This is a genomic window from Hydrotalea sp. AMD, assembly GCF_004100315.1.
GTDB classification, from domain to species: domain Bacteria; phylum Bacteroidota; class Bacteroidia; order Chitinophagales; family Chitinophagaceae; genus Hydrotalea; species Hydrotalea flava.
In genome coordinates this window covers 100,624-125,362 of sequence record NZ_SCKY01000006.1, presented here as the reverse complement: position 1 = coordinate 125,362, position 24,739 = coordinate 100,624, and the positions used below count along the sequence as shown (strand labels likewise).

Here is a 24,739-nt window from a genome sequence, read left to right as displayed (position 1 = left end):
CCATGTTACTAAGTATAGACTGGATATTGTTTCTGGAAAAATTAATTCTGATTGCCATTGTTATTTTTGCAAGTCTGGGTATAGCACTCTATACCACATTTGCAGAACGTAAAGTGGCGGCGGTTTTGCAAGACAGGCCGGGCCCCAATCGTGCTGGTCCGTTTGGCTTGTTTCAGCCATTTGCCGATGGGTTAAAGCTCATCATGAAAGAAGAAATTATTCCCAACACTTCCAATAAAGTATTATTTGTTTTAGGGCCTTTTTTGGCCATGACAGCCGCTTTGATGACCAGTGCCGTAATACCCTGGAGCAGTGATGTGCATTTATTTGGCAGAGTTATTCCCTTGCAAATTGCCGATGTAAATATTGGTATTTTATACATATTTGCTGTAGTAAGTTTGGGTGTTTATGGCATTATGATTGGCGGATGGGCATCTAACAACAAATTTTCTTTAATGGCCGCACTAAGAGGTGCATCGCAGGCAATTAGTTATGAATTAGCCATGGGCTTAAGTTTAATTGCTTTATTAATGACAACAGGCACTTTGCAGTTAGGCGAAATTGTAAAGCAACAAATGCAACCAGGTCATTGGTGGAATATTGTATATCAGCCACTCGGTTTTTTAATATTCATCATCTGTGCATTTGCAGAATGTAACAGAACACCCTTCGATTTACCGGAAGCAGAAAATGAATTAAACTTTGGTTACCATCAGGAGTATTCTTCTATGAAATTAGGCTTTTACCTGTTCTCAGAATATGTAAATATGTTTATCAGCAGTGTGGTAATGGCAACGCTTTACTTTGGCGGTTATGATGTACCTTTTTTAAATGAAAGCCTATTGTCGCCAAATGTTGCAGCCATCATAGGCGTGGCAGCTTTACTGATAAAAGTGGTGATATTCATTTTCTTATTTATGTGGGTACGATGGACAATTCCGAGGTTCAGATATGACCAGTTAATGAACCTGGGCTGGAAATCGCTGGTGCCATTGGCTTTGGCAAATATGCTGATTACAGGTGCACTCATTCTATGGATGGGAAAATAAATTTCATTGCACAGCAAAGGGATGCCAGGTTACAAGGAATAAAACAATATAAACTTGGATACTAGTTACAATAAAAATATTTTTGCAAAACTTTTAAAACCATCGGTTCAATCATGCAAGCACTAACCAACAGAGCACAGCCGGTTAACAGAAAGCCGATGACATTCTGGGAAAGATTATATCTGATCAATATTTTCAAGGGAATGTTAATCACGTTTAGCCACATATTTAAAAAACAACCAACCATTCAATATCCGGAACAAAAAAGGCCATTTAGCCCGGTGTTTAGAGGATTGCATGTATTGAACAGAGATGAAGAAGGCCGGGAAAGATGCACCGCCTGCGGATTATGTGCCGTAGCCTGCCCGGCGGAGGCCATTACCATGGAGGCTGCTGAACGTTTACCCGGTGAAGAAAATTTATATCGTGAAGAAAAATATGCAGCCCGCTACGAAATTAATATGCTGCGTTGTATTTTTTGTGGATTGTGTGAAGAAGCTTGTCCGAAAGATGCTATTTATTTAAGCGAAACCTTTGCACCGGCAAATTTTAATCGTACCACTTTTATATATGGTAAAAAAGATTTATTAATACCCAACCCTGTAACAGAGCCAGAAGCGTATACAAAAGCAAAAGGATTGAATTAAACCCTGTAATTATTTTCATTGTAAAATAATGGCAAGGTTATTTTCCATCAACCATCTTTATTAATTCGTTTAGTGAGTCTGTTACAGAAATAAAAATAATAGTATCAAATGAATGCCATACAAATCTTATTCTGGTTTTTAAGTGCCCTGGCGTTGGTAAGTGCATTAATGGTTTTACTCAGTAAAAATCCGGTACACAGTGTGTTATGGCTGGTAGGTGTATTTTTTGCCATTTCAGGGCATTATATTTTACTGAATGCACAATTCATTGCAATCGTAAATTTAATTGTATATGCTGGTGCTATTATGGTGTTGTTTCTTTTCGTAATCATGTTAATGAATTTGAATAAGGATACAGAACCTCAGAAAAATATTTGGATGAAATTAGCCGGTGCCATTTCAGCCGGTTGTTTTTTAATGATATTGGTATCATTAATCAGACAGGCGCCCGAGTTGCAAGCCAAAACAGCCATGATGAAAGAAGGAAGTATCGGGTTGATTTCAAATTTGGGAAAAGCATTATTCAGTACGTATGTGGTGCCCTTTGAAATAAGCAGTATTTTATTTTTAAGTGCGATGGTGGGAGCAGTGGTGATTGGGAAAAAAGATTAGTCAGCATTCTTTATAAGTTTTTTAAACAACCAACAGATTATGCCCATACAATATTATATTTTTTTAAGTTTAGCACTGTTCTGTATTGGTATTGCAGGTGTACTAACACGCAGAAATGCCATCATTATTTTTATGAGTATAGAACTGATGCTCAATGCAGTAAATTTACTACTCGTTGCTTTTTCAAAAATGCATCATGCAGTAGCAAGTGCGGTTGAGAAAGTAAACAATGCCGGAACGGATGGACAAATTTTTGTGTTTTTTGTAATGGTGGTAGCAGCTGCTGAAGTAAGTGTTGGATTGGCCATTATTGTAATGATGTACAGAAATGCACATTCTGTAGATGTAAATTTTTTAAACCGGTTAAAGAATTAAATGATAAAAGGGAAGCTTATACTGTTGTGGTAAGCCTTACTTTAAACGAATAATATGAATCAATTAGTTTACTTAGTACCATTACTGCCGCTTGCAGGATTTCTGATCAACGGATTGCTTAGAAAATCACTTTCTAAACGGGCAGTTAGTTTAATAGGCTGTGGCGTAATTTTAGTGGCTTTTTTAGTCAGCCTGAGTTTATTCTGGCAGGTAAAATCTAATGGCCCTATTATTCAAACTTATTTCAATTTTATTGATATTAAGGGACTAATCATTCCATTTTCTTTTCAGGTTGATGCACTTTCTGCCTTATTTATGTTAATTATTACCGGTGTAGGTTTTCTAATTCATGTATATTCAACCTCATACATGCATGAAGAAGCTGAGCCACATTTTGCACGTTATTTTTCTTATCTGAATCTGTTTGTGTTTTCCATGCTGCTCTTGGTAATGGGCGGTAATTACCTTATTCTGTTTTTGGGATGGGAAGGTGTAGGCTTATGTTCTTATTTGTTAATTGGTTACTGGTTTAAAAACAATGATTATAACTATGCTGCGAAAAAAGCTTTTATCATGAACCGTATTGGTGATGTCGGTTTTTTGCTGGGAATTTTTTGGTTGATTGCTAAATTAGGCACATTAACTTATGGTGAAGTTTTTGCCGGAACCGGAAGCTTAAGTGCTGTTGATGTTACCGGAATTACCCTGTTATTTTTTATTGGAGCTACCGGTAAAAGCGCACAAATACCTTTGTATACATGGCTGCCCGATGCAATGGCCGGTCCAACTCCGGTTTCAGCTTTAATACATGCAGCTACCATGGTAACTGCCGGGGTATACATGATTGCACGTAGCAATGTATTATATAGTATGAGTGCGGTAACTGAAAACATTATTGCTATCATTGGTGTGGCTACTGCTTTACTGGCGGCTACAATTGCCATCAAACAAAATGATATTAAAAAAGTATTGGCCTATTCCACAGTGAGCCAGTTGGGTTATATGTTTTTAGGATTAGGAGTAGGTGCATACTCAGGTGCGGTTTTTCATGTAATGACACATGCATTTTTTAAAGCATTGTTATTCCTGGGAGCCGGTTCTGTAATACATGCTATGGGCAATGAACAGGATATCCGAAAAATGGGTGGATTACGTAAATACATGCCCGTTACCCATATTACTTTCCTGTTGGCATGTTTAGCCATTTCAGGTATTCCTCCATTTAGCGGTTTCTTCTCTAAAGATGAAATTCTGGCTGCGGCGTATGCAAAAAACCCTGTTTACTGGGTATTAGGAGTAGCAGGTGCAGCATTAACCGCATTTTATATATTCCGTTTATATGCCACTACTTTTTTGGGCAACTTCAGAGGCACACATGATCAGGAACATCATTTACATGAAAGCCCTGCTGCTATGACCTTCCCTTTAATTTTACTGGCTATTTTAAGTGTGATTGGCGGATGGGTGGGTATACCTACCGTAATGGCTCCGGGTGCCAATTTATTTCATCATTTGTTACAACCTGTTTTAACTACTGAAACATCAACCGAAATGCCACATGCAACAGAATGGTTATTAATGGGTGTTTCTGTAGCCATAGCAACCATCGCCATTTTATTTGCATTGGGCAGGTTTACCAAACATCCTGAATTAGAAGAGCCTACAGGCGTTGGAAAATTTCTGGCTAATAAATGGTACATCGATGAATTATATGATGGAATTGTTGTAAAACCACTGAACAGATTTGCAGGAGTTTTAAAAAATATTGTTGAAAAAAGTGGTCTTGATGGTGTAGTAAATGGGGTAGGAAGATTTGTTTTGTATGCGTCGCGGCAGGTAAGATTAATTCAGAGCGGACAGGTAGGCGGATACATACTCTTTATGGTACTGGCCATGATTGTATTGGTTTTAATTTGGATAAACGACGGTTATATTTATACCTATTTAAGTAAAATATTTTAAAAGCCCCAGGCAAATAATAGCTATGATTCCTCTTTTATTAATAATCGTTCCTCTGATTGGTGGCCTTATTTCTTTTTTGTTGAAAGAAGATAAAGCAGCCAAAAGCTGGTCATTACTGATTGCGCTTGTTACTTTGGCCATTGCATTAAGTGGTATTTACTTTTTTAACAATGCTGATGCTTTATCTATTCATTTACCCTGGTTGCCGGCATTAGGCAGTGGTTTTGATTTACACATGGACGGGATGAGCAGCATGCTTACCTTATTAACTGCAATCGGCTTTCCTATTATTTTTGTTGCCATTTATAAAAATAGTTATACGAAGCCGGGCAATTTTTTTGCCGGTATGTTATTAACTCAGGCAGGGTTAATGGGTGTTTTTGTTGCAGCCGATGCGCTGGTATTTTACTTTTTTTGGGAGCTTGCTTTAATTCCGGTTTATTTTCTTGCTTCTAACTGGGGTGGAGAAAAAAGAATTGCTGCAACATTCAAATTTTTCGTGTACACATTTGTGGGCTCGTTGCTAATGCTAATCGGAATTTTTTATTTATATTTTCAAACCCCCGGTAATCACTCCTTTGCTATTGAATCGTTTTACCATTTGCATTTAAGCACCCACCAGCAATATGTATTCTTTTGGTTATTTTTTATTGCTTTTGCTATCAAAATGCCTTTATTTCCGCTACATACCTGGCAACCCGATGCTTATGAACAGGCTACAACCGGTGTAACCATGGTGCTAAGTGCCATTATGGTAAAAATGGGTTTATATGCCACCATTCGTTGGTTAGTGCCTGTTTTTCCTGAGGCTACCACTCATTTTGCAAATTTCATTATCATTCTTGCAGTGATCGGAATGTTGTATGCATCACTCATCGCTATCCGGCAGGATGATTTTAAACGAGTGATAGCTTATTCTTCCATTGCACATATTGGTTTAATGTGTGCTGCCATTTTTGCACAGAAAGAGGTGGGATGGAATGGGGTAATGGTACAAATGTTTAACCATGGTATAGTAGTATTGGGATTGTGGATTGTGGCAGATGCAATTGAACAGCAATTGGGTACCCGCAAATTGAGCGAATTAGGCGGTCTTGCACAAAAAGCTCCGGAATTAGCTATACTTTTTGTTATTATGGCACTTGCAAATATTGCATTGCCGCTAACCAATAGTTTTATTGGCGAGTTTTTAATGTTTAATGGTCTGTTTCAATACAATATGGTAATAGCCATTTTTGCACTGATTACCATTATATTAACTGCGGTATATACATTAAATACCGTACAAAAAATTTTTTATGGTGATTTGGCCATTCAAATAACCCATGCTGTAGATGCAGGGCTACATGTGCGGTTTATTTTATGGATACTGGTGGTTGTAATTTTCTTTTTTGGTATATATCCCGAGCCAATGATACACTTAACCCATGAAACAGTGAAAGAATTATTGGTGCAATAAAATAGCTGTAAGTGAAAAACATACTCTGAGTAGAATGATGTTGCAGTGTATAAACAAAAAAGTTTTTATTACGAATAAAGTTGATACATTTTAGAACAATTCAACAGGGCGAATAACTATATTTTAATATATGAACGCAATTATATTTTCGGCAGTAGCGGGTGTTGTAATGATGTTTACAGGCATTATCACACAACAAAAATCAACCATCAGAAATGTGGCACTGGTAGCTTTATTGGTGGTTTTACTGGCCAACATTTTTGATACTTATGGTATTTTTAGTATTTATATTCCTACGCATGGTTTGCTGAATTTTCAAAAATTTGGCTTGTATTTTAATACACTTGCTTTTGCTGCTACATTTTTGTTTACTTTAATCAGTGGTTCAGATGTTACATTGATCGGCAATGGCCGGCATGCTGCAGAATTCTTTGCATTAATTTTCTTTTCATTAGCCGGTATAGCTATTTTAACCTCTTACAACTCGCTTTTAATGCTGTTTTTGGGCATTGAGATTATGTCCATTCCATTATATATTCTAACCGGTGCTGATAAGCGGAATTTAAAAAGTAATGAAGCCTCGTTGAAATATTTCCTGATGGGTTCATTTTCTACCGGTATTTTATTAATGGGTATTGCTTTAATGTATGGTGCCCGTGGCGGATTTGAAATAGACGCCCTTAAACCCTCTGCAGTATCAAATGAGTATGGCATATTAGACCCATTGGGTTTGGTGCTGGTATTTATTGCCATTGCTTTTAAAGTTTCTGCTGCTCCTTTTCATTTCTGGACGCCCGATGTATACGATGGTGCACCCGGTGTTTTTACTTCATATATGGCAACGATTATTAAAGCAGCCGGTTTTATTACATTTATACGATTATTTGATAATAAGGCAGTTGAAATGGGTTTGTCGTGGAAAATTATTTTACCGGTTGTAATTATTGCCACTTTGTTGGTTGGAAATATTACCGCGGTATTCCAACAAAGCGTAAAACGGATGATGGCTTATTCCAGTATTGCCCAGGCCGGATTTATGCTATTTGCGGTTTTTGCCGAAAATGATGTAGCTAAAGAAGGTATTTTAATTTATACTGTGGCCTACTCTGTGGCTACTATTGGCATTTTCGCCGTGTTGGAAAAAGTGAAAGATATATCGCTGGAAGGATTCAATGGCCTTGCACAAAAAAGTTCGTTACTGGCCGGAACCACCACCGTATTTCTTTTATCCTTAACAGGCATTCCGCTTACGGCAGGGTTCTTTGCAAAGTATTATATGTTGTTATCTGCCATTAAATACGGCGGCAGCTCAGTAACCTGGTTGGTAATTGTTGCGGTAATTTTTGCTGCCATCAGTGCTTTTTACTATTTCAGAGTAATACAGGCCATGTATTTTAAAAAGGGCAATCCGGAATTGCATTTATTCAGTAAAGGGTTTTGCTTTATGCTGATTTTGCTTGCTGTAGTTACTATTTTAATTGGCATATTCCCAACTATTATTCTAAACTGGTTTTACTTTTAGTTTTTAATCAATTCTCTTCACAATGTTTATCTAATCAGTAGTAACTGCTACAGCAACGCAACATGCTGCCATAATAACTGAACCTACAAGAGTGAGTGACACAACAGGCGATGCCCAAAATAGCAGAAGCCGGGTTACCTAAAATTGATTCAAATTACTCATAGGGTTAAATAGCCGCCATTACCGTCTGTTTATTTTTTGCTACGTTTATCCTTTTTGGTTTTAAACTATCTGATTGCGCCTTATCTTTAGAATGATTTTAATACAAAAACTTATTAATGACGTTAACCGATTCATTTAATTTGGCATTTAAAACGGTAAAAGGAAATAAGCTGAGAACCGGTATAACCGTTGCTATTATTGCATTTGGCATTATGGCGTTGATTGGAATTATTACCGCTATTCAGGCTATGAATCAAAGCTTGCGGGAAAGTTTTTCATCGATGGGGGCCAATGCTTTTGTAATAAAATACAAAGAATCGCGTATCCGTTTTGGAAGAGACCAAAGTGTAAAGAAAACGGCAAGAGGAGTGAAGGATAAAGTTTCGAACCTCGATAAAACCATACGGCGGGAAGATGCGGTTTATTTTAAACAAACCTATCAATACCCATCTATTGTAAGTGTGTATATGCGCGGGCCCGGTAATGTAGAGTGTTATTATGGCGATAAAAAAACCAATCCCGTTGTAACTGTTTGGGGTGGTGATGAAAATTATTTAACGGTAAATGGTTTTACGGTAGCAGTTGGCAGAAATTTGAATAGTTTGGATGTGGAAAGTGGTCGTAATGTATGTTTGTTGGGTAGCAATGTTGCTACAAAATTGTTTGGAGATCATCCTGAAACAGCTGTTGATCATATTATAAAAGTTGGTGGAATACCTTACCGCATAATTGGTGTGCTAAAAAGCAAAGGATCGAGTGGTTTATTGCGGCAGGATGATATAGTGGTAACTTCTTACAACAGTGCTCGTCGTTTAGCCAATGCCTCACCGTCGTATTTTATTGGCGTAATGGTTGAAAATGTAGCGATGTTAGATCCTGCAATAGGTGTAGCTACAGCGCATTTCAGAGGTATCAGAAAATTGCTGCCAACAGATGCGGATAATTTTACCATTGAAAAGAGTGATAAGTTTGCAGAACTGTTTATTACTTTTTTAAGTAGTATTACAGGTGCGGCTGCGGCTATTGGTATTATTACTTTAATTGGTGCTGCCATTGGTTTAATGAATATTATGCTGGTTTCGGTAAATGAACGTACCCGTGAAGTAGGTCTTATTAAGGCAATTGGTGGAAAAAGCAAAAATGTAAGGCAGCAGTTTTTATTTGAAAGTATGATTATTAGTTTACTTGGTGCAATATTTGGAATTATTTTGGGTGTTTTGGTTGGTAATATTTTTTCAATGGTATTGAAAACCGGTTTTGTTGTGCCCTGGTTATGGGTAAGTATTGGTATTGTAATCTGCTCTCTGGTTGGGTTTGCAGCAGGATTGTACCCGGCAATAAAAGCTGCTAAATTAAATCCAATTGTTGCTTTACGATATGAGTAACGCTCAAGCTTTTGCGTTACTTTTTTAGAAATAATTTTAATTTATCATTAATATAATAAATTAAATCTTCCCGGTGCGGGTGCTGCCTGAGCCATTTATAAGTTGGCCTGTATGTTTCCATAAACAACAGCAGCGAGTCTGTTGGTAGTGTTACATATTGTTTTAAGAAAGTTGGATTAAATCGGTAATTAATATAATGTTCCTGCTCCATTTGGTTAAAGAGTTGAATGGTTTCACGTTTTCGTTTATCCGGCCCAAAAAAATGGTCAATATTAATACCCATACCAACACCCGAATTGCCGTTAGATACTGTTGGTAAAGTATAATCGTTGGTAGTAGCAAAAAAATCTCTTCTTCTGTGCAAACTGTCTAATTGATATGCAGAGTAGCTTTTATGCGATCTGACAGTTACTTCATCTAACATTTTAGAAAGAGGATGCAGGTAAATAACGTATCCGGCTTGCTGTAATAATTTTATATTGATTTGAAGCGTATCAAATGTATAGCTGATAGAAGCAATGGATATAATATCGCCAGGTTTTGCGGCAATTGAAAACAATCCTTTCTCGTTAGAGATAACTGTTTTTTTATTATTTAAATTGGTAATACTGGCAAAATAAACCGGCTCTTTGGTCATACTGTCTTTAATAACTGCTGAAAAATTTTGCGCTGTGGCAAAGTGGGTTATTAAACAAAAAATCTTAAAACACAATCCAAATTTTTTCATATTGTTTATTTGTAGCTACACAAAGTTATTGCAGTTGGTTGCATTTATATGAATTGGTTGAAAATAAAAAGAGCTACCGGTTAAATGGCAGCTCTTTTTATTGTTTTAAAGCGCTATGTTTAAGCCTTAGGCTCTAACGCTTTTTTGATTCTTTCTGCAACATCCTGTAAATGATATTTACTCATTTTATCTCTTGTGGCAGGAATTGCTGCATTGATGGCTGCTAATAAACTTTTCAATTCGCCTCTTGCTACAGAAGGTACATCTGTATTAGCGGTATTAATAATAGAAAGATTGAAGCCTCTGGCTGTTGCTGTTAAGCTGGCAGAATTTGATTTAGCAGGGTCTATTAAATCAATCAGTTTACTTACATAGGCTTTTTGCAAATTTCTGCGATAGGCATCAATTGGTTTTTGGGTGCTTAATTCACTCCAAATACCTTTTTGAACATCATCCATCATTTCATCCAAACCATAAGTGCTGGTGCCAAATCGGTTCCTGCTGGTTTCTAAACGATACAAGCGTGCGGCATCTAATAAACTGTTCAATATACTGATTTGCAGGTTTTGAATGGCTTCATTAGCGGTTGGGTAAGCTATCTTATTTAAAATATCCTTATCTAACAACCAGTTAGGCGTTTGGAAGAGTTGTGTATTTAAAAAGGCAACTGCTGCTTTTTGTTTTTCTTTTGATGTGGGAGTATACACATCGCCTTTTTGTTCTACACTTTTAAAGGTTTCTTCTATGCCACCCACATTTTTGGTTACATGGCCCATATATCGGGCAAACTGACCCACTAATTGTTGGTATATATCGCTTAAATTCTGGTATTTATCGGCTTCTTCTTTGGTCCAAACCGGCAATTGTACAATAATTCTTTTCAGGTTCATAATACCGTAACTGCTGGCTTTAACTGCATCGTCGCCCAAGTCTTCAGTTTGTGCTCTGGGGTCAACATTTCTTCCTTCGCCGCCAAACCATAATCTGGGGTTTTTAAGACTGTCGATTGCCCATTGGTTGGTAACCAATTCATCTTTTTTGGGATCGTTAATACCAGTGTAGGTATAACCCCATTGAATGGCCCATTTATCGTAATCCCCAATTCTTGGGAATAGTCCGGCTTCGCTGATATTATCTTCCGGTTGTGCAACATAGTTAAAACGAGCATAATCCATAATAGAGGCAGTATGTCCGTTGGCTTCTATCCAGGCTTTGTTACGCAGTAATTCAACCGGTGTTTTGCTGCTGCTGCCCATGTTGTGGCGCAAGCCAAGGGTGTGGCCCACTTCGTGTGAAGAAACGAAGCGAATTAACTGGCCCATCAACGAATCATCAAATTTCATTTTTCTGGCTTTCGGATCAACGGCAGCTGTTTGAATCATGTACCAATCGTGCACTAATTTCATAACATTATGATACCATCCAATATGGCTTTCCAAAATCTCACCGCTGCGAGGGTCGTGTACATTGGGGCCGTATGCGTTTTCAATATCAGAAGCAAAATACCGTATAACAGAATAACGGGCATCTTCTAAACTCATGGTACTGTCGTTTTCAGGCCATTCCTTTGCTACGATGGCATTTTTAAAACCGGCTTTTTCAAAAGCTTTTTGCCAGTCGTTTACGCCTGCAATTAAATAAGGACGCCATTGTTTAGGTGTAGCAGGATCAATATAGTATACAATTTGTTTGGCAGGTTCTACCAGTTCACCACGTTTGTATTTATCTATGTCCTCAGATTTGGGTTCCAGTCTCCAACGTACTGCAAAAACCTGATTATCTACTTTTTGTTGGTTATCACTGTAAATGGTGTAATCATCTGCAAAAAAGCCTACTCTGGGGTCAAACAGCCTTTTATGCATAGGTGTTTTGGGTAATAACAGCATTGAAGTGTTTAATTCAAGTGTAACGGCACCCGCATCCATGGCAGCAGGTAGTGGTTCACTTTGTGGTATGGGTGATGGGGATGGGGCGCCAAATCCACCGGCAGGGCTGGGTGTAGAATTGTATGTTTTTACTGTTCTGATTTCTATATTGATGGGGTAAGTGTGTATACTTTCAATATAGGAACGGTCAGATGCCAGCATAGACAGGCTAAGTCTGCGTTTAATAGCAGGAGTAAGGTTTACTGCTTGGTTATCTCCTTTAAAGAAATCAGTTACATCAATTACAGACGAGGCAGAATCTTTGCCATAAGCAGCAATAGGAAATGCAGCTGCAATGGGGTTTAAGTTAGAATTGGCTACTGCTTTTGAAATTTCATTGGTGGAATCTGCATAATTAATTAAGGTAATGACTTTTAGAAATACTTTGTTTTCAGGGCCTTTTGCAAATTCAATGGTTTGTTGGTTCACCAATTCACCGCCATAATTTCTGCCGCCACCGGGTGTTTTGCTGTAACGGGTTACAGCTAAAATTTCATGTCCTAAAATTGAATCCGGAATTTCGAAATAATATTTATCCTCAACTTTATGAACCGTAAATAAACCTTTTTGTGTTACGGCCTTGTTGGTAATTACTTCTTTATAAGGCTTTGGACCAGTAGCTGGTTTTGCTGCGGCAGCTGCTCCGGCTGTTCGCCCATTCAGTATTGGAAATCGTGATGTATCAGGCCTTTGCTGCGCACATAGCCAGGTTCCGGTTAAAATAAGCAAGGTAAAAGATAACGTTTTCTTCATATAGTGTTATTTAAAATTTTAATGAATGAAGATAACAAGAGGGCTTGAAAAAAAAGGTGTTTTTTATAATTTTTGATGAGTGGTTTAAAAACGGCTTTTTCAGGTTTAATTTTATAAAACAAACCCATTGAAGCAGATTTTGGTTAATTCTTTAAAAAAAATAATGGCACTTATTGAAAAACTAATTTGCAGCATTAATGAAAATAACTATTTTACAGGCCTCTAAAAAAATTTGAAACATTGTTTTGTTTTTTCAAAATAATTTTCAGTAGAATTGTAAAATCTTTTTAACACTGTAATTTAAAAACCAAAAAACAATTGAACCATGGCGGACATTAAACCCACAGCTTCAGCTTCTGCTGCTAAACCGGCAACAGCACAACACCCTAAAAGAAAAGGTAATTCTATTTCATGGATTGCGCCTGTAATTTGTGTTATTGTAGGATATTCTTTTTGGCGTTTTTATCTGGGCGCACCAGATCATTTTTCTCTTCCTGATACTGATCCAAGCCATTGGTTTTGGCCTGGTCATAAAGGACCAAAATCAACCGTTCCTATTGCAAAAATGTATGAAGGCGGTATTATCGTGCCTTTATTAATCGGAACTTTTTTAACTGTATTAACTTTTGTGGTTGAAAGATTTTTAACTGTTACCAAATCAACCGGAAAAGGCAGCATTCAGGAATTTATTCGTAAAGTACAATTTCACTTAGCCAATAAAGATGTTGATAAAGCACTAGCAGAATGCGATAAACAACAAGGTTCTGTTGGTAATGTTATGAAAGCCGGCTTACGCAGGTACAAAGAAATGATTACCAATACAGAATTGGATACTGAACAAAAAATTCTGAATATTCAAAAGGAAATTGAAGAAGCAACTGCTTTGGAATTACCTATGTTGGAAAAAAACTTAGTATTCCTATCAACCATTGCTTCTGTAGCAACTTTGTTAGGTCTGTTAGGTACGGTATTAGGTATGATTAAAGCGTTCTCTTCTCTTGGTGAAGAAGGTGCCGGTGGTGATGCTGCCCGTGAATTATCTGTGGGTATTTCTGAAGCCTTGTTCAATACCGCTTTGGGTATCGGTACTTCAGCCATTGCCATCATTTTCTACAATATCTTCACCACTAAAATTGATGGTATTACTTATGGTATTGACGAGTCTGGCTTTACATTAACACAAAGTTTTGCTGCAAACTATAAATAATAAGTTTGTGGAAAAATTGGAAATCGGAATCTCATTAGTGAATTAATGTAAAATCAGTAAAATGGCAAGACCAAAGTTACCACGAAAAAGCACGAATGTAGACATGACTGCTATGTGCGATGTGGCATTTTTGTTGCTGACTTTCTTCATATTGGCAACAAAATTTAAACCACCTGAAGCTATTGAAATTGTAACACCTAAGTCGGTTGCTTCTAAAGTTGCACCATCCAAAGATGTTGTATTGGTAAGTGTAGACAGAGACGGTAAAGTATTTTTTTCAGTAGAAGATCCGGATGCCAAAAAATACATTGCCAATGCCATCAACAATACCAAGAATTTGGGAATTGATGTAAATGCTTTTGTAAATGCACAGTTCATCGGTGTTCCTTTCAGTCAGTTAAAAGCATTTTTAGCTTTGCCTGAAGCAGATCGCAAAGCCAATGCACTTCCCGGTATTCCGGTGGATACTACAAAAGGGGCCAATGAAATGATAGATTGGATGCGTTATGCAGTAGATGCTTACCAGGGTAAAAAAATGAACCTGTTGTTGAAAGGCGATAATAAATCGAAATATCCTTCAATAGAGGGTGTGATTAATGCCTTTAAAAAAACAGATCAGTTAAAATTTGAAATGGTAACCAATCCCGAAGCAGTTCCAACCGGAAGTGAATTATGGAAATTGGCACAGAAAGGACAAAGAACCGAAGAATAAAACCTATATAGTTTAACCCAATTTTGTTCACTCTAAAATTATCCTGTTATGGCAGAAATGGATACCTCCTCGGGCGGGGGGCATAAGAAAGGCCCGGGCGTCAAGAAAGGTAAAAAAATGTCTACTCGTGTAGACTTAACGCCAATGGTTGACTTAGGGTTTCTATTAATTACCTTCTTCATCTTTACCACTACCATGAGCCAGCCAACGGCCATGAAGCTCTTTTTACCAAAAGATGCAGATAAGCCCGATGAGCAAAATAAAATTAAAGAGTCAGGTGCGCTCACCATTTTATTAGGCGGCGATAATACCGTTTTTTATTATGAAGGTGAATTGGCCCCCAATGGAACTAATTTTAAATCGGCTAACTATAGTAATGGTGATGAGGGTATTAGAGCAGAAATTTTAAGAAAAAAAGCAAGCACACCTGAAAAAGATTTAATGGTCGTGATTAAACCATCACCACAGTGTACTTATAAAAACGTTGTAGATGCATTGGATGAAATGTCTATTAATGTCATTAAAAGGTATGCGTTGGTGGATATATCACCGGTAGAAGAGCAGTTGGTTCAAAAATCGCAGACTGCTGCCGCAACCGGAAATTAATTCAGACAAGGTGTGAAAATAATTAGAAACCGCATCTCATTTTAAAGTTTATTATCATGGACGCAAAACAAGTAATGAATGCCGATTTCCTCGACATCATATTCGATGGTAGAAACAAAGAATATGGGGCATACGAATTGCGCAAAACCTATAACAAGCGAATCATTACCGGTGTAATTTTTATGCTTGCTTTTACTGCGCTGTTCTTACTGCTTACGGTGTTAGGAAATTCAACCAAAAAGGCTAAAACACAAATACTGGTGCAGGATGTTTCCCTGGCAAATGTTACCGACAAACCCAAGGAACCACCTCCACCTCCACCTCCACCACCACCCAAAGTGGAACCACCCAAAGTGGAAATTACCAAATTTACCCCTCCTAAAATTGTAAAAGATGAGCAGGTGAAAGAACCACCTCCGGAAGTTGCAAAATTAGAAGACACTAAAATTGGAACCATTAATCAGGAAGGTGCAAAAGATATGGGAATTGTAGCCCCTGTTGTTGAAAACAAAGGTACCGGTGTGGTGGAAGCACCCAAACAACAGGAAGATTACGACAAAATTTTTACCGTAGTACAAATTCAGGCCGAATTTCCCGGTGGATTGGCTGCATGGCAAAAATATCTGGAACGTAATTTAAACAGTAGTGTACCTGTTGATAATGGGGCGCCTCCCGGTAAATACACTGTTGTTGTAAGTTTTATTGTAGATAAAACCGGCGCATTAAGCGATATTAAAGCTGAAAACGATCCCGGTTATGGTACAAAAGAAGAAGCCATTCGTGTATTGAAAAAAAGCCCTAACTGGAAACCTGCTGTTCAAAATGGTAGAAATGTAATTTATCGCCAACGTCAAAGTATCACTTTTGTAGTGGCAGATGAATAAATAAATATACCTCAATTTAATTTTTTAAAAAACCTGCAGATGAAAATTTGCAGGTTTTTTTATTCTCCGGCACTGATAATTTTATAATGATTTAATTTGTATCCCATCTTCATTAACATTGTATGCAACATCAGTTGAATTATAATACTACCATTGTAGCTTTGGCTACACCGCCAGGGTCTGGTGCAATTGGCATTATCCGATTAAGTGGAACGAATGCAATTGCTATAGCGAATAAAATTTTTAACGGCAAAGATTTATCACTACAACAAGGGTATACCGCTCATTTTGGAGAAATTACAGATGGAGTCAATACTATTGATAAGGTATTAATCACCCTTTTTAAAGGGCCTAAAAGTTATACAGGAGAAGATATTGTTGAAATTAGTTGCCATGGTTCTTCTTTTATTTTAGAGTCTGTTATACAATTGTGTGTAAAAAATGGTGCTACTCCTGCCATGCCGGGGGAGTTCACACAACGTGCCTTCTTAAATGGGAAAATGGACCTAACGCAGGCAGAAGCCGTAGCTGATTTGATTGCCAGTAATGCGGCGGCGGCGCACAAAGCAGCATTGCATAACTTAAAAGGAGGCTTCAGGCATGTATTAGATGATATGCGGCAGCAACTCATTCATTTCAGCGCATTAATTGAATTGGAGTTAGATTTTAGTCAGGAAGATGTAGCTTTTGCCGATAGAAGTGCATTAATTGATTTGCTGAATCAACTTAGTACAAAAACCCAACAGTTATTGCGTTCATTTACCCTTGGAAATGTGATTAAAAATGGTGTAAAAGTTGCCATTGTGGGTAAGCCCAATGCCGGCAAAAGTACATTGTTAAATGTGCTTTTAAATGAAGAGCGAGCTATTGTAAGCGCCATTGCTGGCACAACCCGTGATACGGTAGAGGAAACTTTAAATATTCAGGGTGTTTTGTTTAAATTAATTGATACGGCCGGTATACGCCAGCATACTACCGATGAAATTGAAGCCATCGGTATAGCACGTAGCAGAAAGGCTATAGAACAGGCCGATATTGTTTTATTTATTTTTGACGTGAATGATCCCGTTAATGAAGTCCTGATTCAAATAGACCAATGGAATCTTTTAAAACATCAATGCATTGCCGTTGGTAATAAGTGCGATGTATCAACTACCAATGTTCAATTATTACAGCAAAAATTTTCAAATATTCCAATTCAAAACATACACTATATTTCTGCACTGCAACAAAACGGAATAGAAAATTTAAAAACATTACTTTTTAATATGGCAACGGGTGGTTCATTAGATTTTGAGCACACCATTGTTACCAATGCCCGTCATTTCGCAGCTTTACAGGAATTGGCCAACGCGTTACACGAAGTAAAACAGGGATTAGAACAAAATATTCCCGGCGATTTATTGGCATTGGATATACGGCGTTGTTTGCACTTTCTTGGAGTGATTACCGGTAAAATTGAAACCGATAGAGATATTCTTAGAACTATTTTTGGAAAATTCTGTATCGGAAAGTAACCCACACAAAACAACCAAACACAAAACCTATAAAAATCAACATAAATCCCTGTAAATAAGGGATTTTTTAATGTTTATTAATATACGTTTTTTTTCTTTGTTATTTGTTTATTTATCAAATATTTGTACCTTAGTTGTACCTTGATGTACAAAAACCGATTTTTCGGCTTTTTTTGTACCTCAAAAGGTAAAATAACTTTACACTTTTATACACTTTTTTATAAAACAATACACTATTAATTAAAAAGCAGGTAAAATGAGTAGTAGCAATTTCAAAATTTTAAAGCAGTGTACCAATTGCGGAAATATGTTTGAAGCACAGCGAATTACAACAAAATACTGTTCTATGAAATGTAATGCTGCACATTATAAATTAAAGAAACGGCAGGAAATAAAAGGGAAGGCTGAAAGTGAAATCATACATACCAAAAATTTTAAACCGATTATTCCGGCTTTAAAAGTAGCAGCGGTAAAAGATAAGGAGTTTTTAAGTGTTAGGGAAGTTGCTTTTTTGTTTGGTTGCAGTAGACCAACAATTTATTCATTAATAAAAAGCGGCAAGGTTAAAACATTCAATCTGCATAAAAAGAAAACAATGTTTAAGCGTTCTACTATTGATAAACTGTTTGATTAATATAAAAGACAATGGCAATAAAAGTTAAGTTAAGAGAAAAGAAAATTTCAGGGAACAGGCAAAGCCTGTATTTAGATTTTTACCCAGCCATACCACACCCCGAAACAGGTGAACCAACCCGAAGGGAATTTTTAGGGCTGTACCTTTTTGACAAGGCAAAGAATCCTATTGATAAGCAAGGCAATAAAGAAACCTTACAGCTTGCTGAACAGATAAGGCAGAAACGGGAAAACCATTTGAACAAACCCGAAATTTACACGGGGTACGAACTGGAACAGAAAAGAATTAAGGAACGGGGCGAACAGAACTTTGTTGCCTATTTTAAAAGCCTTGCCGACAAACGCAAAGCCAGTAACCACGATAACTGGGTTTCAGCATATAGTTACCTTGAAACATTCACAAAGGGAAATTTGAAGTTTGTCGACCTCAACGAAAAGTTTTGCAATGAGTTCAAAGAGTATTTACTCACTACCAAAAGCAATAAGAGCAGCAAAACAACCCTTGCCCAAAATTCAGCCGTTTCCTATTTCAATAAACTAAAAGCAACCCTGAAACAAGCTTATAAAGACGGGTATTTAACCACCGACCTGAACGCAAAAATTGAACCCATAAAACAAGCAGAAACCCGAAGGAATTTTTTGACCATTGAGGAACTGAACAGTCTTGTAAAAACGGAATGTAATAACCCTTTATTGAAATGTGCAGCCCTGTTTTCAGCCCTTACCGGGTTGAGGTTTTCGGATATTCAAAAGCTGGTTTGGGGCGAAATATACCACAGCGTAGAAAATGGTTATTCAATTCAGTTCACCCAACAAAAAACAAAAGGGGTTGAGGTATTACCTATTTCAAAACAAGCTTACAGCTTACTGGGTGAACCCAAAGAACCCACCCGCAAAGTATTTGAAGGGCTTACCTATTCAGCATACGAAAACAAACACCTGTACCAATGGATTGGAGCAGCAGGAATAACAAAGGATATAACCTTTCATTGTTTCAGGCATACGTTTGCCACCTTGCAACTATCAAAGGGAACAGATATTTACACCGTTTCAAAAATGCTGGGACACCGTGAACTGAAAACTACACAGATTTACGCAAAGATTATAGACCAAACAAAACGTGAAGCAGCCGACAAAATAAAATTGGACTTCTAAAAACTTACAATATGCAAATAATACAAACCATACAAAACAGGATTTACGAAATACGAGGCGAAAGGGTAATGTTAGACAGGGATTTAGCAGCCCTTTATGAAACCGAAACTAAAGCCTTAAACCTTGCTGTAAAGCGTAATATTAAGCGTTTTCCACAAGATTTTATGTTTCAGCTTACCCAACAGGAATGGGAAAGTTTGAGGTTTCAAATTGAAACCTTAGAGAAACAACAGCACCCTTTGAGGTTGCAAAATGAAACCTCAAAAGGCAGGGGCGGTACAAGGTATTTACCCTATGCCTTTACCGAACAGGGAGTTGCTATGTTAAGCGGTGTATTAAACAGCGACCGGGCAATAAACATGAATATTGCCATTATGCGGGCTTTTGTAGAAGTGCGAAGGGTGCTATTACAGCAAACAGATATAAAAGAGCAGTTGCGTTTGATAAAGGAACAAATTGCCGAACACGATGTACAACTAAGCCAAATTTATGACAGCATAGAAAACCTGTTAGATGATAAAGCAGCACAAAGAAAGTGGGAGGATAGGGAAAGGATAGGCTTTAAAAAATAATAAAACTTAAAGAATAAAAGACAAATGGCAAATTCAAAAATTCTTTCACTTATTCATTATGATGTCGGTTTTGCTTTGACTGAATTGCAAAATCAACTAAAAAATAACCAATTGGAGTTGCTACTTATTCTGTTCTATTTCGTGACTGTTCATTACTAAAATTTCAATTTTTTAAGGTGTCGTTGCACTTCTCTTTCCACTTGGTCAAAGTCGGGCAGGTCTTTTATTTGTTCGCTCATGGAGCTTTTCCACCTGCCTTTATATTGAGGTAATCTTTCTTCCAATTTTTTCGGAAAATCTGTGTGCTGTAAATCCTTGCTTTTGCATTTGGCTTCAAATTCACTTACACAAAAATCTGCATCCATTTCATGTTTTTCCAAGAGATACCAGATGTCGTAAAAATCTCTCGCTTGCATTCGCTGCATTACCGATCGCATTTTTTCAACTAACACTTCTTCCAAACTATAACATAAAAGTTTGTGTTCTTCCATGTCGGAATAGCTAATTATAACATTCTGTATTACAGGTTCAAACACCAATTGCTCACTGCGAGAAATATCTACTTTGACTTTTTTGTTTTGGCCTTGGCCACCAAGTGGACCTATGTAGCTGATGTAAAAGTTGATGCCTCCATCTACGTGTTCATTATTGTCAATGATTTCGAGGGGAATATTTGCTTCCTCTTTTATGAATTCAAATACTTCCTCAAACCAGGAGAAAACCTGATCATTGCTTATTTCGTTATTCAACAGGGTAAAATCCAAATCTTCTGAAAAACGATACTCTTCAAAATATACTTTCTTTAAAACGGTACCTCCTTTGAAAATGATTGCCTTCGATAGTTGATCATGTTTAGCAATACCAAACAGAATCCATGAAAGAATGTAATCCTTTTCAATCTGCTGGTCACGCACACCAACCGCATTTGCCTTTTGCTGTATTTCTCCGGGTTTAATCATGTGTAAATGGCAGATTTAATAGTTTCCGTTTCTAAATTTTGTTGAATACTCCAACGGCTTATTCGCTTTCCTGTTTTGGGCAATTCGGTATCAAGCACCACATACGAAGCGGTTTTCATTTGTTGTAATTCCTGAATAATATGGGTGTCTATGTCTAATGTTTCTAAAAGAAAGCCCAATCGTTTTATCACCGCTTGGGAATCAAATTTCTTGGCGTATTCAAGAAGTGTATCGTATTTTATTTTGTCTTTTGAAGTGTAGATTGCCCTTGATACTTCAACAATTCCACCTGCATAATCGGGTTTAAACAAACAGTCAATAAAAGTTTTCTCTAAGTCAGAACAAAGCACCTTATTGAAACTGTCAACCCAGATTTTTTTTGCACCAAAAAAATGTTTCTCGTTGTGATAGATAAATTGAAAAGGGACTTCTTTGATTTTTATTTCCGATGGTCGTATTTGTTTTGATACAACGATTTGTTCTTTTAATGACGGCTGTGTAATGAGGTTATGTATTTGCAAAGCGGAATAATAGCCAATGTAATGTTTGGCATCATTCACTAAATGCTCTGCTATCAAATGCCAGTCAGGCATAAAAGTTTCTGCATTTTGCTCATAAGGGATGATGTAATAAACGCCTTCTTTCAATCGCATCAATAATCCTCTCTTTGTCATGTCGCTGAGTAACTCCCTCACGGCACTTGCTTTAGAGTCGGGCAAGGCTTTGTATGCCAAAGAATAGTCAAAGCAATTCCTGTTCTGTCCGTTGAAATAGAATAGAAGTTCGTTGGATTGCGTTGAAATGTATTTATTCTTCATAGTAACAATGTCAGGATAAACCTGACTGCAATGATACGAAAGATAATTGAGTTAATTGTTTCAATTTGTCAAAAAAATTATTGTTTATAGTGTCTTGTGAAGCAGTCAGGATAAACCTGACAAAATAGATTTCTAAAACAAGTCTACAAGAAAACATAAACAATAAAAGGATGGAAAGTTTACAATTTTCCAAACTCGGAAGTAAAAGGCTTTAACCCCTCAAAAGTGAGTTTCCTGAAAGTTTTGTACCTTATTTGTACCTTGAAAGTATTGTATTTTCATAAAGCCTTGTAAATAAAATGTTTCAGCCAGTTAGTTACTTTCTGTATCGGAAAGTAACTGTACAAAATAAGCTCCTTTACCAATGGATTCAAGCCACGGAGATAAAAAAGAAATATAACCTTTCATTTATACAGCTCCGTATTTCCCCGATAGTGTATGTATTGCCACAGGCGGAAACTATGGTTGTAAATGGACGGATAAAGATAAATGCAGCGTATACAAGGGCGTACAGTAATACTTTATTCAGATATTGATGCCCATGACGACTGGGAGCGTAAAGCCGAAATATTAAGAAGTTACGGGCTTAATGTCCAGGTTTCACAACTTATAAAAAACCATGCTTTAAAGTATGCTGAACAATACGGAATTGATTACAGCGATTAGTAAAAGAGAAATACGATTTAAGGGGAATTATCTTGTCCTATCATATGATTATAGTAATAAGGCTACACCTGATGAGCTATGCAGGTTTATTGGAATTTATAAAAGACACCTATAAAGCCTGGAGAAAAACGTACAACGCATCCTTTGCATTTTCTCCATAAAACAATGGGGTACTACCCCAAATTTTGAAACAATCATTTTTTAGCCTGTAATCCTTTGAAGCAAAGAATTACAGCGGCTTTTAAGTTAAGTTTTGTCGGACAATAATGATTTAAAATCAATTTAAACATAAGAATTTTTTTAATTAATAAAAATGTAAAATTAATGTAATATGAAAACTACCATCTATTACATTCACATTGCCAATTTCATAATTATCTAACAACAACAAATTTTTAGAATCTCCTCTCCATAGTCACTTATAGAAATAAATCCATTCGAAAAAGACCAACTTTTCTCCAGAGTTAATGAAATGGGCTGAAAGTGAAAACCTCCTTTATCATCCCTGGCAAATACTCTTGTAACATTGTTTTCTTTAATAACCCTTTACAGTTCTGCAGTAATTTCAAGAAGAAGTGGCGCTGCAACAATATCCCGGAAGGAGATAGCGTTTTATTCCATGAGATAACCAGTGTTATAAATGCCTGCATATCTTATCCGGTAAAGAAATGCAGGCATTCGTTTTTAACTTATTTTAGCCACCCATCCAATATGAATTGCCCACGGTATAAAATACTATTACTTTTTTTAGGATTGATATTGCATCAATCTGTTCAATCGCAGAATTACCATGCGCTCAACGGTTCAAAATATGCAGGCGTTTTTGGTATGTATAATAATCCTGCAAGTACAGTTAATGCGCCAATGAAATGGGACCTGAATGTATTTTCGTTACAGGGAACAACCACCAATTCATTGATTGCATTCAATCATTTTTCGTTATCCAATTTTGATAGCACAACCGTTAATATAACTGAAGGAAAAAGAAGCCGTTTTTTTAATGCAGCGATTGATATGAATATCCTGAACCTGCGTTTTGCCATTGGCAGGAATAAGGCCATTGCTTTTGGTTTAAGGGGCAGAACCTACAACCATGTAAAAACCAGTACATTTACCACATACGACAGCATTACCTCTTTTAGCGGTTTTTTACATGCCAATACCAATACTGATTACCTGAGTGGCTTTGCAACACATGCGGGATGGATAGAAGGCGATATCAATTATTCGCAGGTATGGATTGATGATGCCCGGCACCGGGTATCCGGCGGCATTACATTAGGAATTATGAGGGGTTTATCGGGCGCCTTCAGCCAGCTAAATAAACTAACCTATCGGGAATATCCTGATGCACAAAATAATTATTACCAAATTATAACCGGGGGAACTGCCACAGCCGAATATTCAAAAAATTATGACCTTGCAGATACCAATACTATTACAGCAGCAGCTATTAAATCTTTTTTAAAAAATACCCGAACAGCATTCAGCTTAAGTTTAGGCATGGAATATTTAATTAAAAAAGATGAAATTGACGAAACAAAACCAGGGTATGAAACTGATTATAACTGGAAGATTGGCGTAAGCATCATGGATATTGGCGCTAACACATTTGATCCAGCCGGCGGTTCATTTTATGCAGGTATCCCGAAAACAAATATTACGGCAGACCGCTTACGGCAACAGTTCCTTAACGCAACTTCATTAAAAAAATTAAGGGACTCTTTGTTACAAACAATGAACCTGGTTGATACTCTTTCATCTGAGTTCAGCATTACAATACCTACCCGCTTATTGATATCGGTTGATAAAAACCTAAACAATAATTTTTACATCAACGGGCAACTGAATGTAAATTTTTATTCTGCAGAACCCTATAATAAAATTAAAACAAGGGAATTAAACTTAGTAACCATAACACCCCGGTGGGAAACGAGAACATGGGGCGTTTATTTACCTGTTCAATATAATGCACAGGGCCAGCTATGGGCAGGCGCTGCTTTAAAAGCAGGGCCATTGCTAATAGGTATTCATAATGTAGGTTGGTTATTTGGAAAAATGCAGCAATTAAATGGTGGGGGATATATTGCCCTGCATTTTACACCGGCTCCTAAAAAAATAAAAACAAGATTGGATTGCCCTGTAGAGTAAACAGTAACCTGGCTTTATATCCCTACCTTTTCTACGAATAAATGAGTTTGGTATTGTTGCTTGCTAAAAAATTTAAAGAATAACGTGTTGTACTATTAAATAAGTTTCAAACTAATAAGGATTTTTAATAGCAGAGCACCTTAAATTTAAGGTATGATAAGCACAGACAACACAGAAAATGGAGCGAAACAGAGAAGCTCCAAATTATCCAGGAAGCGGAATAAAATGGATTAATGGAAATGCCCCGCTAATACAATGTAGAATTTATTTTATTTAAATGG

At 37.0% G+C, this 24,739-nt stretch carries 21 protein-coding genes; 17 read left to right on the top strand and 4 right to left on the bottom strand.

The features are described from left to right. The first annotated feature begins 2 nt into the window (after positions 1 to 2). The 8 genes from nuoH (at position 3) to EO766_RS05810 (ending at position 9,173) form a co-directional block, all read left to right on the top strand. On the top strand, positions 3 to 1,049 hold the full coding sequence (gene nuoH, locus EO766_RS05845) for an NADH-quinone oxidoreductase subunit NuoH (protein WP_075051844.1): 1,047 nt from the start codon (positions 3 to 5) through the stop codon (positions 1,047 to 1,049). Between the two features lie 113 nt (positions 1,050 to 1,162). Next, on the top strand, positions 1,163 to 1,696 hold the full coding sequence (nuoI, locus tag EO766_RS05840) for an NADH-quinone oxidoreductase subunit NuoI (protein WP_074418233.1): 534 nt from the start codon (positions 1,163 to 1,165) through the stop codon (positions 1,694 to 1,696). Between the two features lie 108 nt (positions 1,697 to 1,804). Beyond that, the gene (locus EO766_RS05835; protein ID WP_068243041.1) at positions 1,805 to 2,308 is read left to right on the top strand and encodes an NADH-quinone oxidoreductase subunit J family protein; all 504 of its coding nucleotides are present in this window, start codon (positions 1,805 to 1,807) and stop codon (positions 2,306 to 2,308) included. Between the two features lie 39 nt (positions 2,309 to 2,347). Then, on the top strand, positions 2,348 to 2,683 hold the full coding sequence (gene nuoK, locus EO766_RS05830) for an NADH-quinone oxidoreductase subunit NuoK (protein WP_074418234.1): 336 nt from the start codon (positions 2,348 to 2,350) through the stop codon (positions 2,681 to 2,683). 54 nt (positions 2,684 to 2,737) lie between these two features. Beyond that, on the top strand, positions 2,738 to 4,645 hold the full coding sequence (gene nuoL / locus EO766_RS05825) for an NADH-quinone oxidoreductase subunit L (protein ID WP_074418235.1): 1,908 nt from the start codon (positions 2,738 to 2,740) through the stop codon (positions 4,643 to 4,645). A gap of 22 nt (positions 4,646 to 4,667) precedes the next feature. Next, positions 4,668 to 6,104, top strand: a complete 1,437-nt coding sequence (locus tag EO766_RS05820; RefSeq protein WP_218330520.1) for a complex I subunit 4 family protein — start codon at positions 4,668 to 4,670, stop codon at positions 6,102 to 6,104. A 130-nt stretch (positions 6,105 to 6,234) separates the two neighbouring features. After that, positions 6,235 to 7,626, top strand: coding sequence for an NADH-quinone oxidoreductase subunit N (locus tag EO766_RS05815; protein WP_218330519.1), 1,392 nt, complete (start codon positions 6,235 to 6,237; stop codon positions 7,624 to 7,626). A 278-nt stretch (positions 7,627 to 7,904) separates the two neighbouring features. Beyond that, the gene (locus EO766_RS05810; RefSeq protein ID WP_218330518.1) at positions 7,905 to 9,173 is read left to right on the top strand and encodes an ABC transporter permease; all 1,269 of its coding nucleotides are present in this window, start codon (positions 7,905 to 7,907) and stop codon (positions 9,171 to 9,173) included. Between the two features lie 16 nt (positions 9,174 to 9,189). On the opposite strand, the gene EO766_RS05805 is transcribed toward EO766_RS05810, so the two are convergent. Together EO766_RS05805 and EO766_RS05800 are read right to left on the bottom strand one after the other, a co-directional pair. Then, the gene (locus EO766_RS05805; protein ID WP_074421069.1) at positions 9,190 to 9,900 is read right to left on the bottom strand and encodes a peptidase associated/transthyretin-like domain-containing protein; all 711 of its coding nucleotides are present in this window, start codon (positions 9,898 to 9,900) and stop codon (positions 9,190 to 9,192) included. A gap of 119 nt (positions 9,901 to 10,019) precedes the next feature. Further along, entirely contained in the window at positions 10,020 to 12,578 is a 2,559-nt protein-coding gene (locus EO766_RS05800) for a zinc-dependent metalloprotease (RefSeq protein WP_074421070.1), read from the bottom strand. Positions 12,579 to 12,903: 325 nt separating this feature from the next. On the opposite strand from EO766_RS05800, the gene EO766_RS05795 reads away from it, so the two are divergent. The 8 genes from EO766_RS05795 to EO766_RS05760 all read left to right on the top strand — a co-directional run bounded on the left by EO766_RS05795 (position 12,904) and on the right by EO766_RS05760 (position 19,864). Then, positions 12,904 to 13,785 (top strand): MotA/TolQ/ExbB proton channel family protein, encoded by an 882-nt coding sequence (locus EO766_RS05795; RefSeq protein WP_068243068.1) that lies wholly within the window; start codon positions 12,904 to 12,906, stop codon positions 13,783 to 13,785. A gap of 61 nt (positions 13,786 to 13,846) precedes the next feature. Then, on the top strand, positions 13,847 to 14,497 hold the full coding sequence (locus EO766_RS05790; RefSeq protein ID WP_074421071.1) for a biopolymer transporter ExbD: 651 nt from the start codon (positions 13,847 to 13,849) through the stop codon (positions 14,495 to 14,497). Between the two features lie 48 nt (positions 14,498 to 14,545). After that, positions 14,546 to 15,103 (top strand): ExbD/TolR family protein, encoded by a 558-nt coding sequence (locus tag EO766_RS05785; RefSeq protein ID WP_074421072.1) that lies wholly within the window; start codon positions 14,546 to 14,548, stop codon positions 15,101 to 15,103. A gap of 56 nt (positions 15,104 to 15,159) precedes the next feature. Further along, complete coding sequence (locus EO766_RS05780) at positions 15,160 to 15,987, top strand: energy transducer TonB (protein WP_068243076.1); 828 nt, start codon at positions 15,160 to 15,162, stop codon at positions 15,985 to 15,987. A 122-nt stretch (positions 15,988 to 16,109) separates the two neighbouring features. Continuing rightward, entirely contained in the window at positions 16,110 to 17,504 is a 1,395-nt protein-coding gene (gene mnmE / locus EO766_RS05775) for a tRNA uridine-5-carboxymethylaminomethyl(34) synthesis GTPase MnmE (protein ID WP_074421073.1), read from the top strand. Positions 17,505 to 17,850: 346 nt separating this feature from the next. After that, positions 17,851 to 18,138 carry a helix-turn-helix transcriptional regulator gene (locus tag EO766_RS05770; protein WP_179855940.1) on the top strand — a complete coding sequence of 96 codons (288 nt, stop codon included), beginning with the start codon at positions 17,851 to 17,853 and terminating at the stop codon, positions 18,136 to 18,138. Between the two features lie 11 nt (positions 18,139 to 18,149). Further along, a complete protein-coding gene (locus EO766_RS05765) occupies positions 18,150 to 19,292 on the top strand; it encodes a site-specific integrase (protein WP_074421075.1) in 1,143 nt (380 codons plus the stop codon). 11 nt (positions 19,293 to 19,303) lie between these two features. Next, positions 19,304 to 19,864, top strand: a complete 561-nt coding sequence (locus tag EO766_RS05760) for an ORF6N domain-containing protein (RefSeq protein ID WP_074421076.1) — start codon at positions 19,304 to 19,306, stop codon at positions 19,862 to 19,864. 155 nt (positions 19,865 to 20,019) lie between these two features. On the opposite strand, the gene EO766_RS05755 is transcribed toward EO766_RS05760, so the two are convergent. Both EO766_RS05755 and EO766_RS05750 read right to left on the bottom strand, forming a co-directional pair. Next, on the bottom strand, positions 20,020 to 20,823 hold the full coding sequence (locus EO766_RS05755; protein ID WP_074421077.1) for a nucleotidyl transferase AbiEii/AbiGii toxin family protein: 804 nt from the start codon (positions 20,821 to 20,823) through the stop codon (positions 20,020 to 20,022). Beyond that, complete coding sequence (locus EO766_RS05750) at positions 20,820 to 21,641, bottom strand: type IV toxin-antitoxin system AbiEi family antitoxin domain-containing protein (protein WP_074420586.1); 822 nt, start codon at positions 21,639 to 21,641, stop codon at positions 20,820 to 20,822. The genes EO766_RS05755 and EO766_RS05750 overlap by 4 nt, the downstream gene beginning before the upstream one ends. 1,377 nt (positions 21,642 to 23,018) lie before the next feature. Here EO766_RS05750 and EO766_RS05745 point away from each other — a divergent pair. Next, a complete protein-coding gene (locus EO766_RS05745; protein ID WP_074420264.1) occupies positions 23,019 to 24,458 on the top strand; it encodes a hypothetical protein in 1,440 nt (479 codons plus the stop codon). Positions 24,459 to 24,739 lie beyond the last annotated feature (281 nt).

Excerpts from the sequence above, each read along its gene's own strand:
- EO766_RS05790 (WP_074421071.1), top strand. The coding sequence starts at position 13,847 with ATGGCAAGACCAAAGTTACCACGAAAAAGCACGAATGTAGACATGACT.
- EO766_RS05745 (WP_074420264.1), top strand. The coding sequence starts at position 23,019 with ATGAATTGCCCACGGTATAAAATACTATTACTTTTTTTAGGATTGATA.
- EO766_RS05810 (WP_218330518.1), top strand. The coding sequence starts at position 7,905 with ATGACGTTAACCGATTCATTTAATTTGGCATTTAAAACGGTAAAAGGA.
- EO766_RS05765 (WP_074421075.1), top strand. The coding sequence starts at position 18,150 with ATGGCAATAAAAGTTAAGTTAAGAGAAAAGAAAATTTCAGGGAACAGG.
- EO766_RS05750 (WP_074420586.1), bottom strand. The coding sequence starts at position 21,641 with ATGAAGAATAAATACATTTCAACGCAATCCAACGAACTTCTATTCTAT.
- EO766_RS05815 (WP_218330519.1), top strand. The coding sequence starts at position 6,235 with ATGAACGCAATTATATTTTCGGCAGTAGCGGGTGTTGTAATGATGTTT.
- EO766_RS05800 (WP_074421070.1), bottom strand. The coding sequence starts at position 12,578 with ATGAAGAAAACGTTATCTTTTACCTTGCTTATTTTAACCGGAACCTGG.
- mnmE (WP_074421073.1), top strand. The coding sequence starts at position 16,110 with ATGCAACATCAGTTGAATTATAATACTACCATTGTAGCTTTGGCTACA.
- EO766_RS05835 (WP_068243041.1), top strand. The coding sequence starts at position 1,805 with ATGAATGCCATACAAATCTTATTCTGGTTTTTAAGTGCCCTGGCGTTG.
- EO766_RS05795 (WP_068243068.1), top strand. The coding sequence starts at position 12,904 with ATGGCGGACATTAAACCCACAGCTTCAGCTTCTGCTGCTAAACCGGCA.
- EO766_RS05760 (WP_074421076.1), top strand. The coding sequence starts at position 19,304 with ATGCAAATAATACAAACCATACAAAACAGGATTTACGAAATACGAGGC.
- nuoH (WP_075051844.1), top strand. The coding sequence starts at position 3 with ATGTTACTAAGTATAGACTGGATATTGTTTCTGGAAAAATTAATTCTG.
- nuoK (WP_074418234.1), top strand. The coding sequence starts at position 2,348 with ATGCCCATACAATATTATATTTTTTTAAGTTTAGCACTGTTCTGTATT.
- EO766_RS05785 (WP_074421072.1), top strand. The coding sequence starts at position 14,546 with ATGGCAGAAATGGATACCTCCTCGGGCGGGGGGCATAAGAAAGGCCCG.
- EO766_RS05805 (WP_074421069.1), bottom strand. The coding sequence starts at position 9,900 with ATGAAAAAATTTGGATTGTGTTTTAAGATTTTTTGTTTAATAACCCAC.
- EO766_RS05755 (WP_074421077.1), bottom strand. The coding sequence starts at position 20,823 with ATGATTAAACCCGGAGAAATACAGCAAAAGGCAAATGCGGTTGGTGTG.
- nuoI (WP_074418233.1), top strand. The coding sequence starts at position 1,163 with ATGCAAGCACTAACCAACAGAGCACAGCCGGTTAACAGAAAGCCGATG.
- EO766_RS05820 (WP_218330520.1), top strand. The coding sequence starts at position 4,668 with ATGATTCCTCTTTTATTAATAATCGTTCCTCTGATTGGTGGCCTTATT.
- EO766_RS05780 (WP_068243076.1), top strand. The coding sequence starts at position 15,160 with ATGGACGCAAAACAAGTAATGAATGCCGATTTCCTCGACATCATATTC.
- EO766_RS05770 (WP_179855940.1), top strand. The coding sequence starts at position 17,851 with ATGAAATGTAATGCTGCACATTATAAATTAAAGAAACGGCAGGAAATA.
- nuoL (WP_074418235.1), top strand. The coding sequence starts at position 2,738 with ATGAATCAATTAGTTTACTTAGTACCATTACTGCCGCTTGCAGGATTT.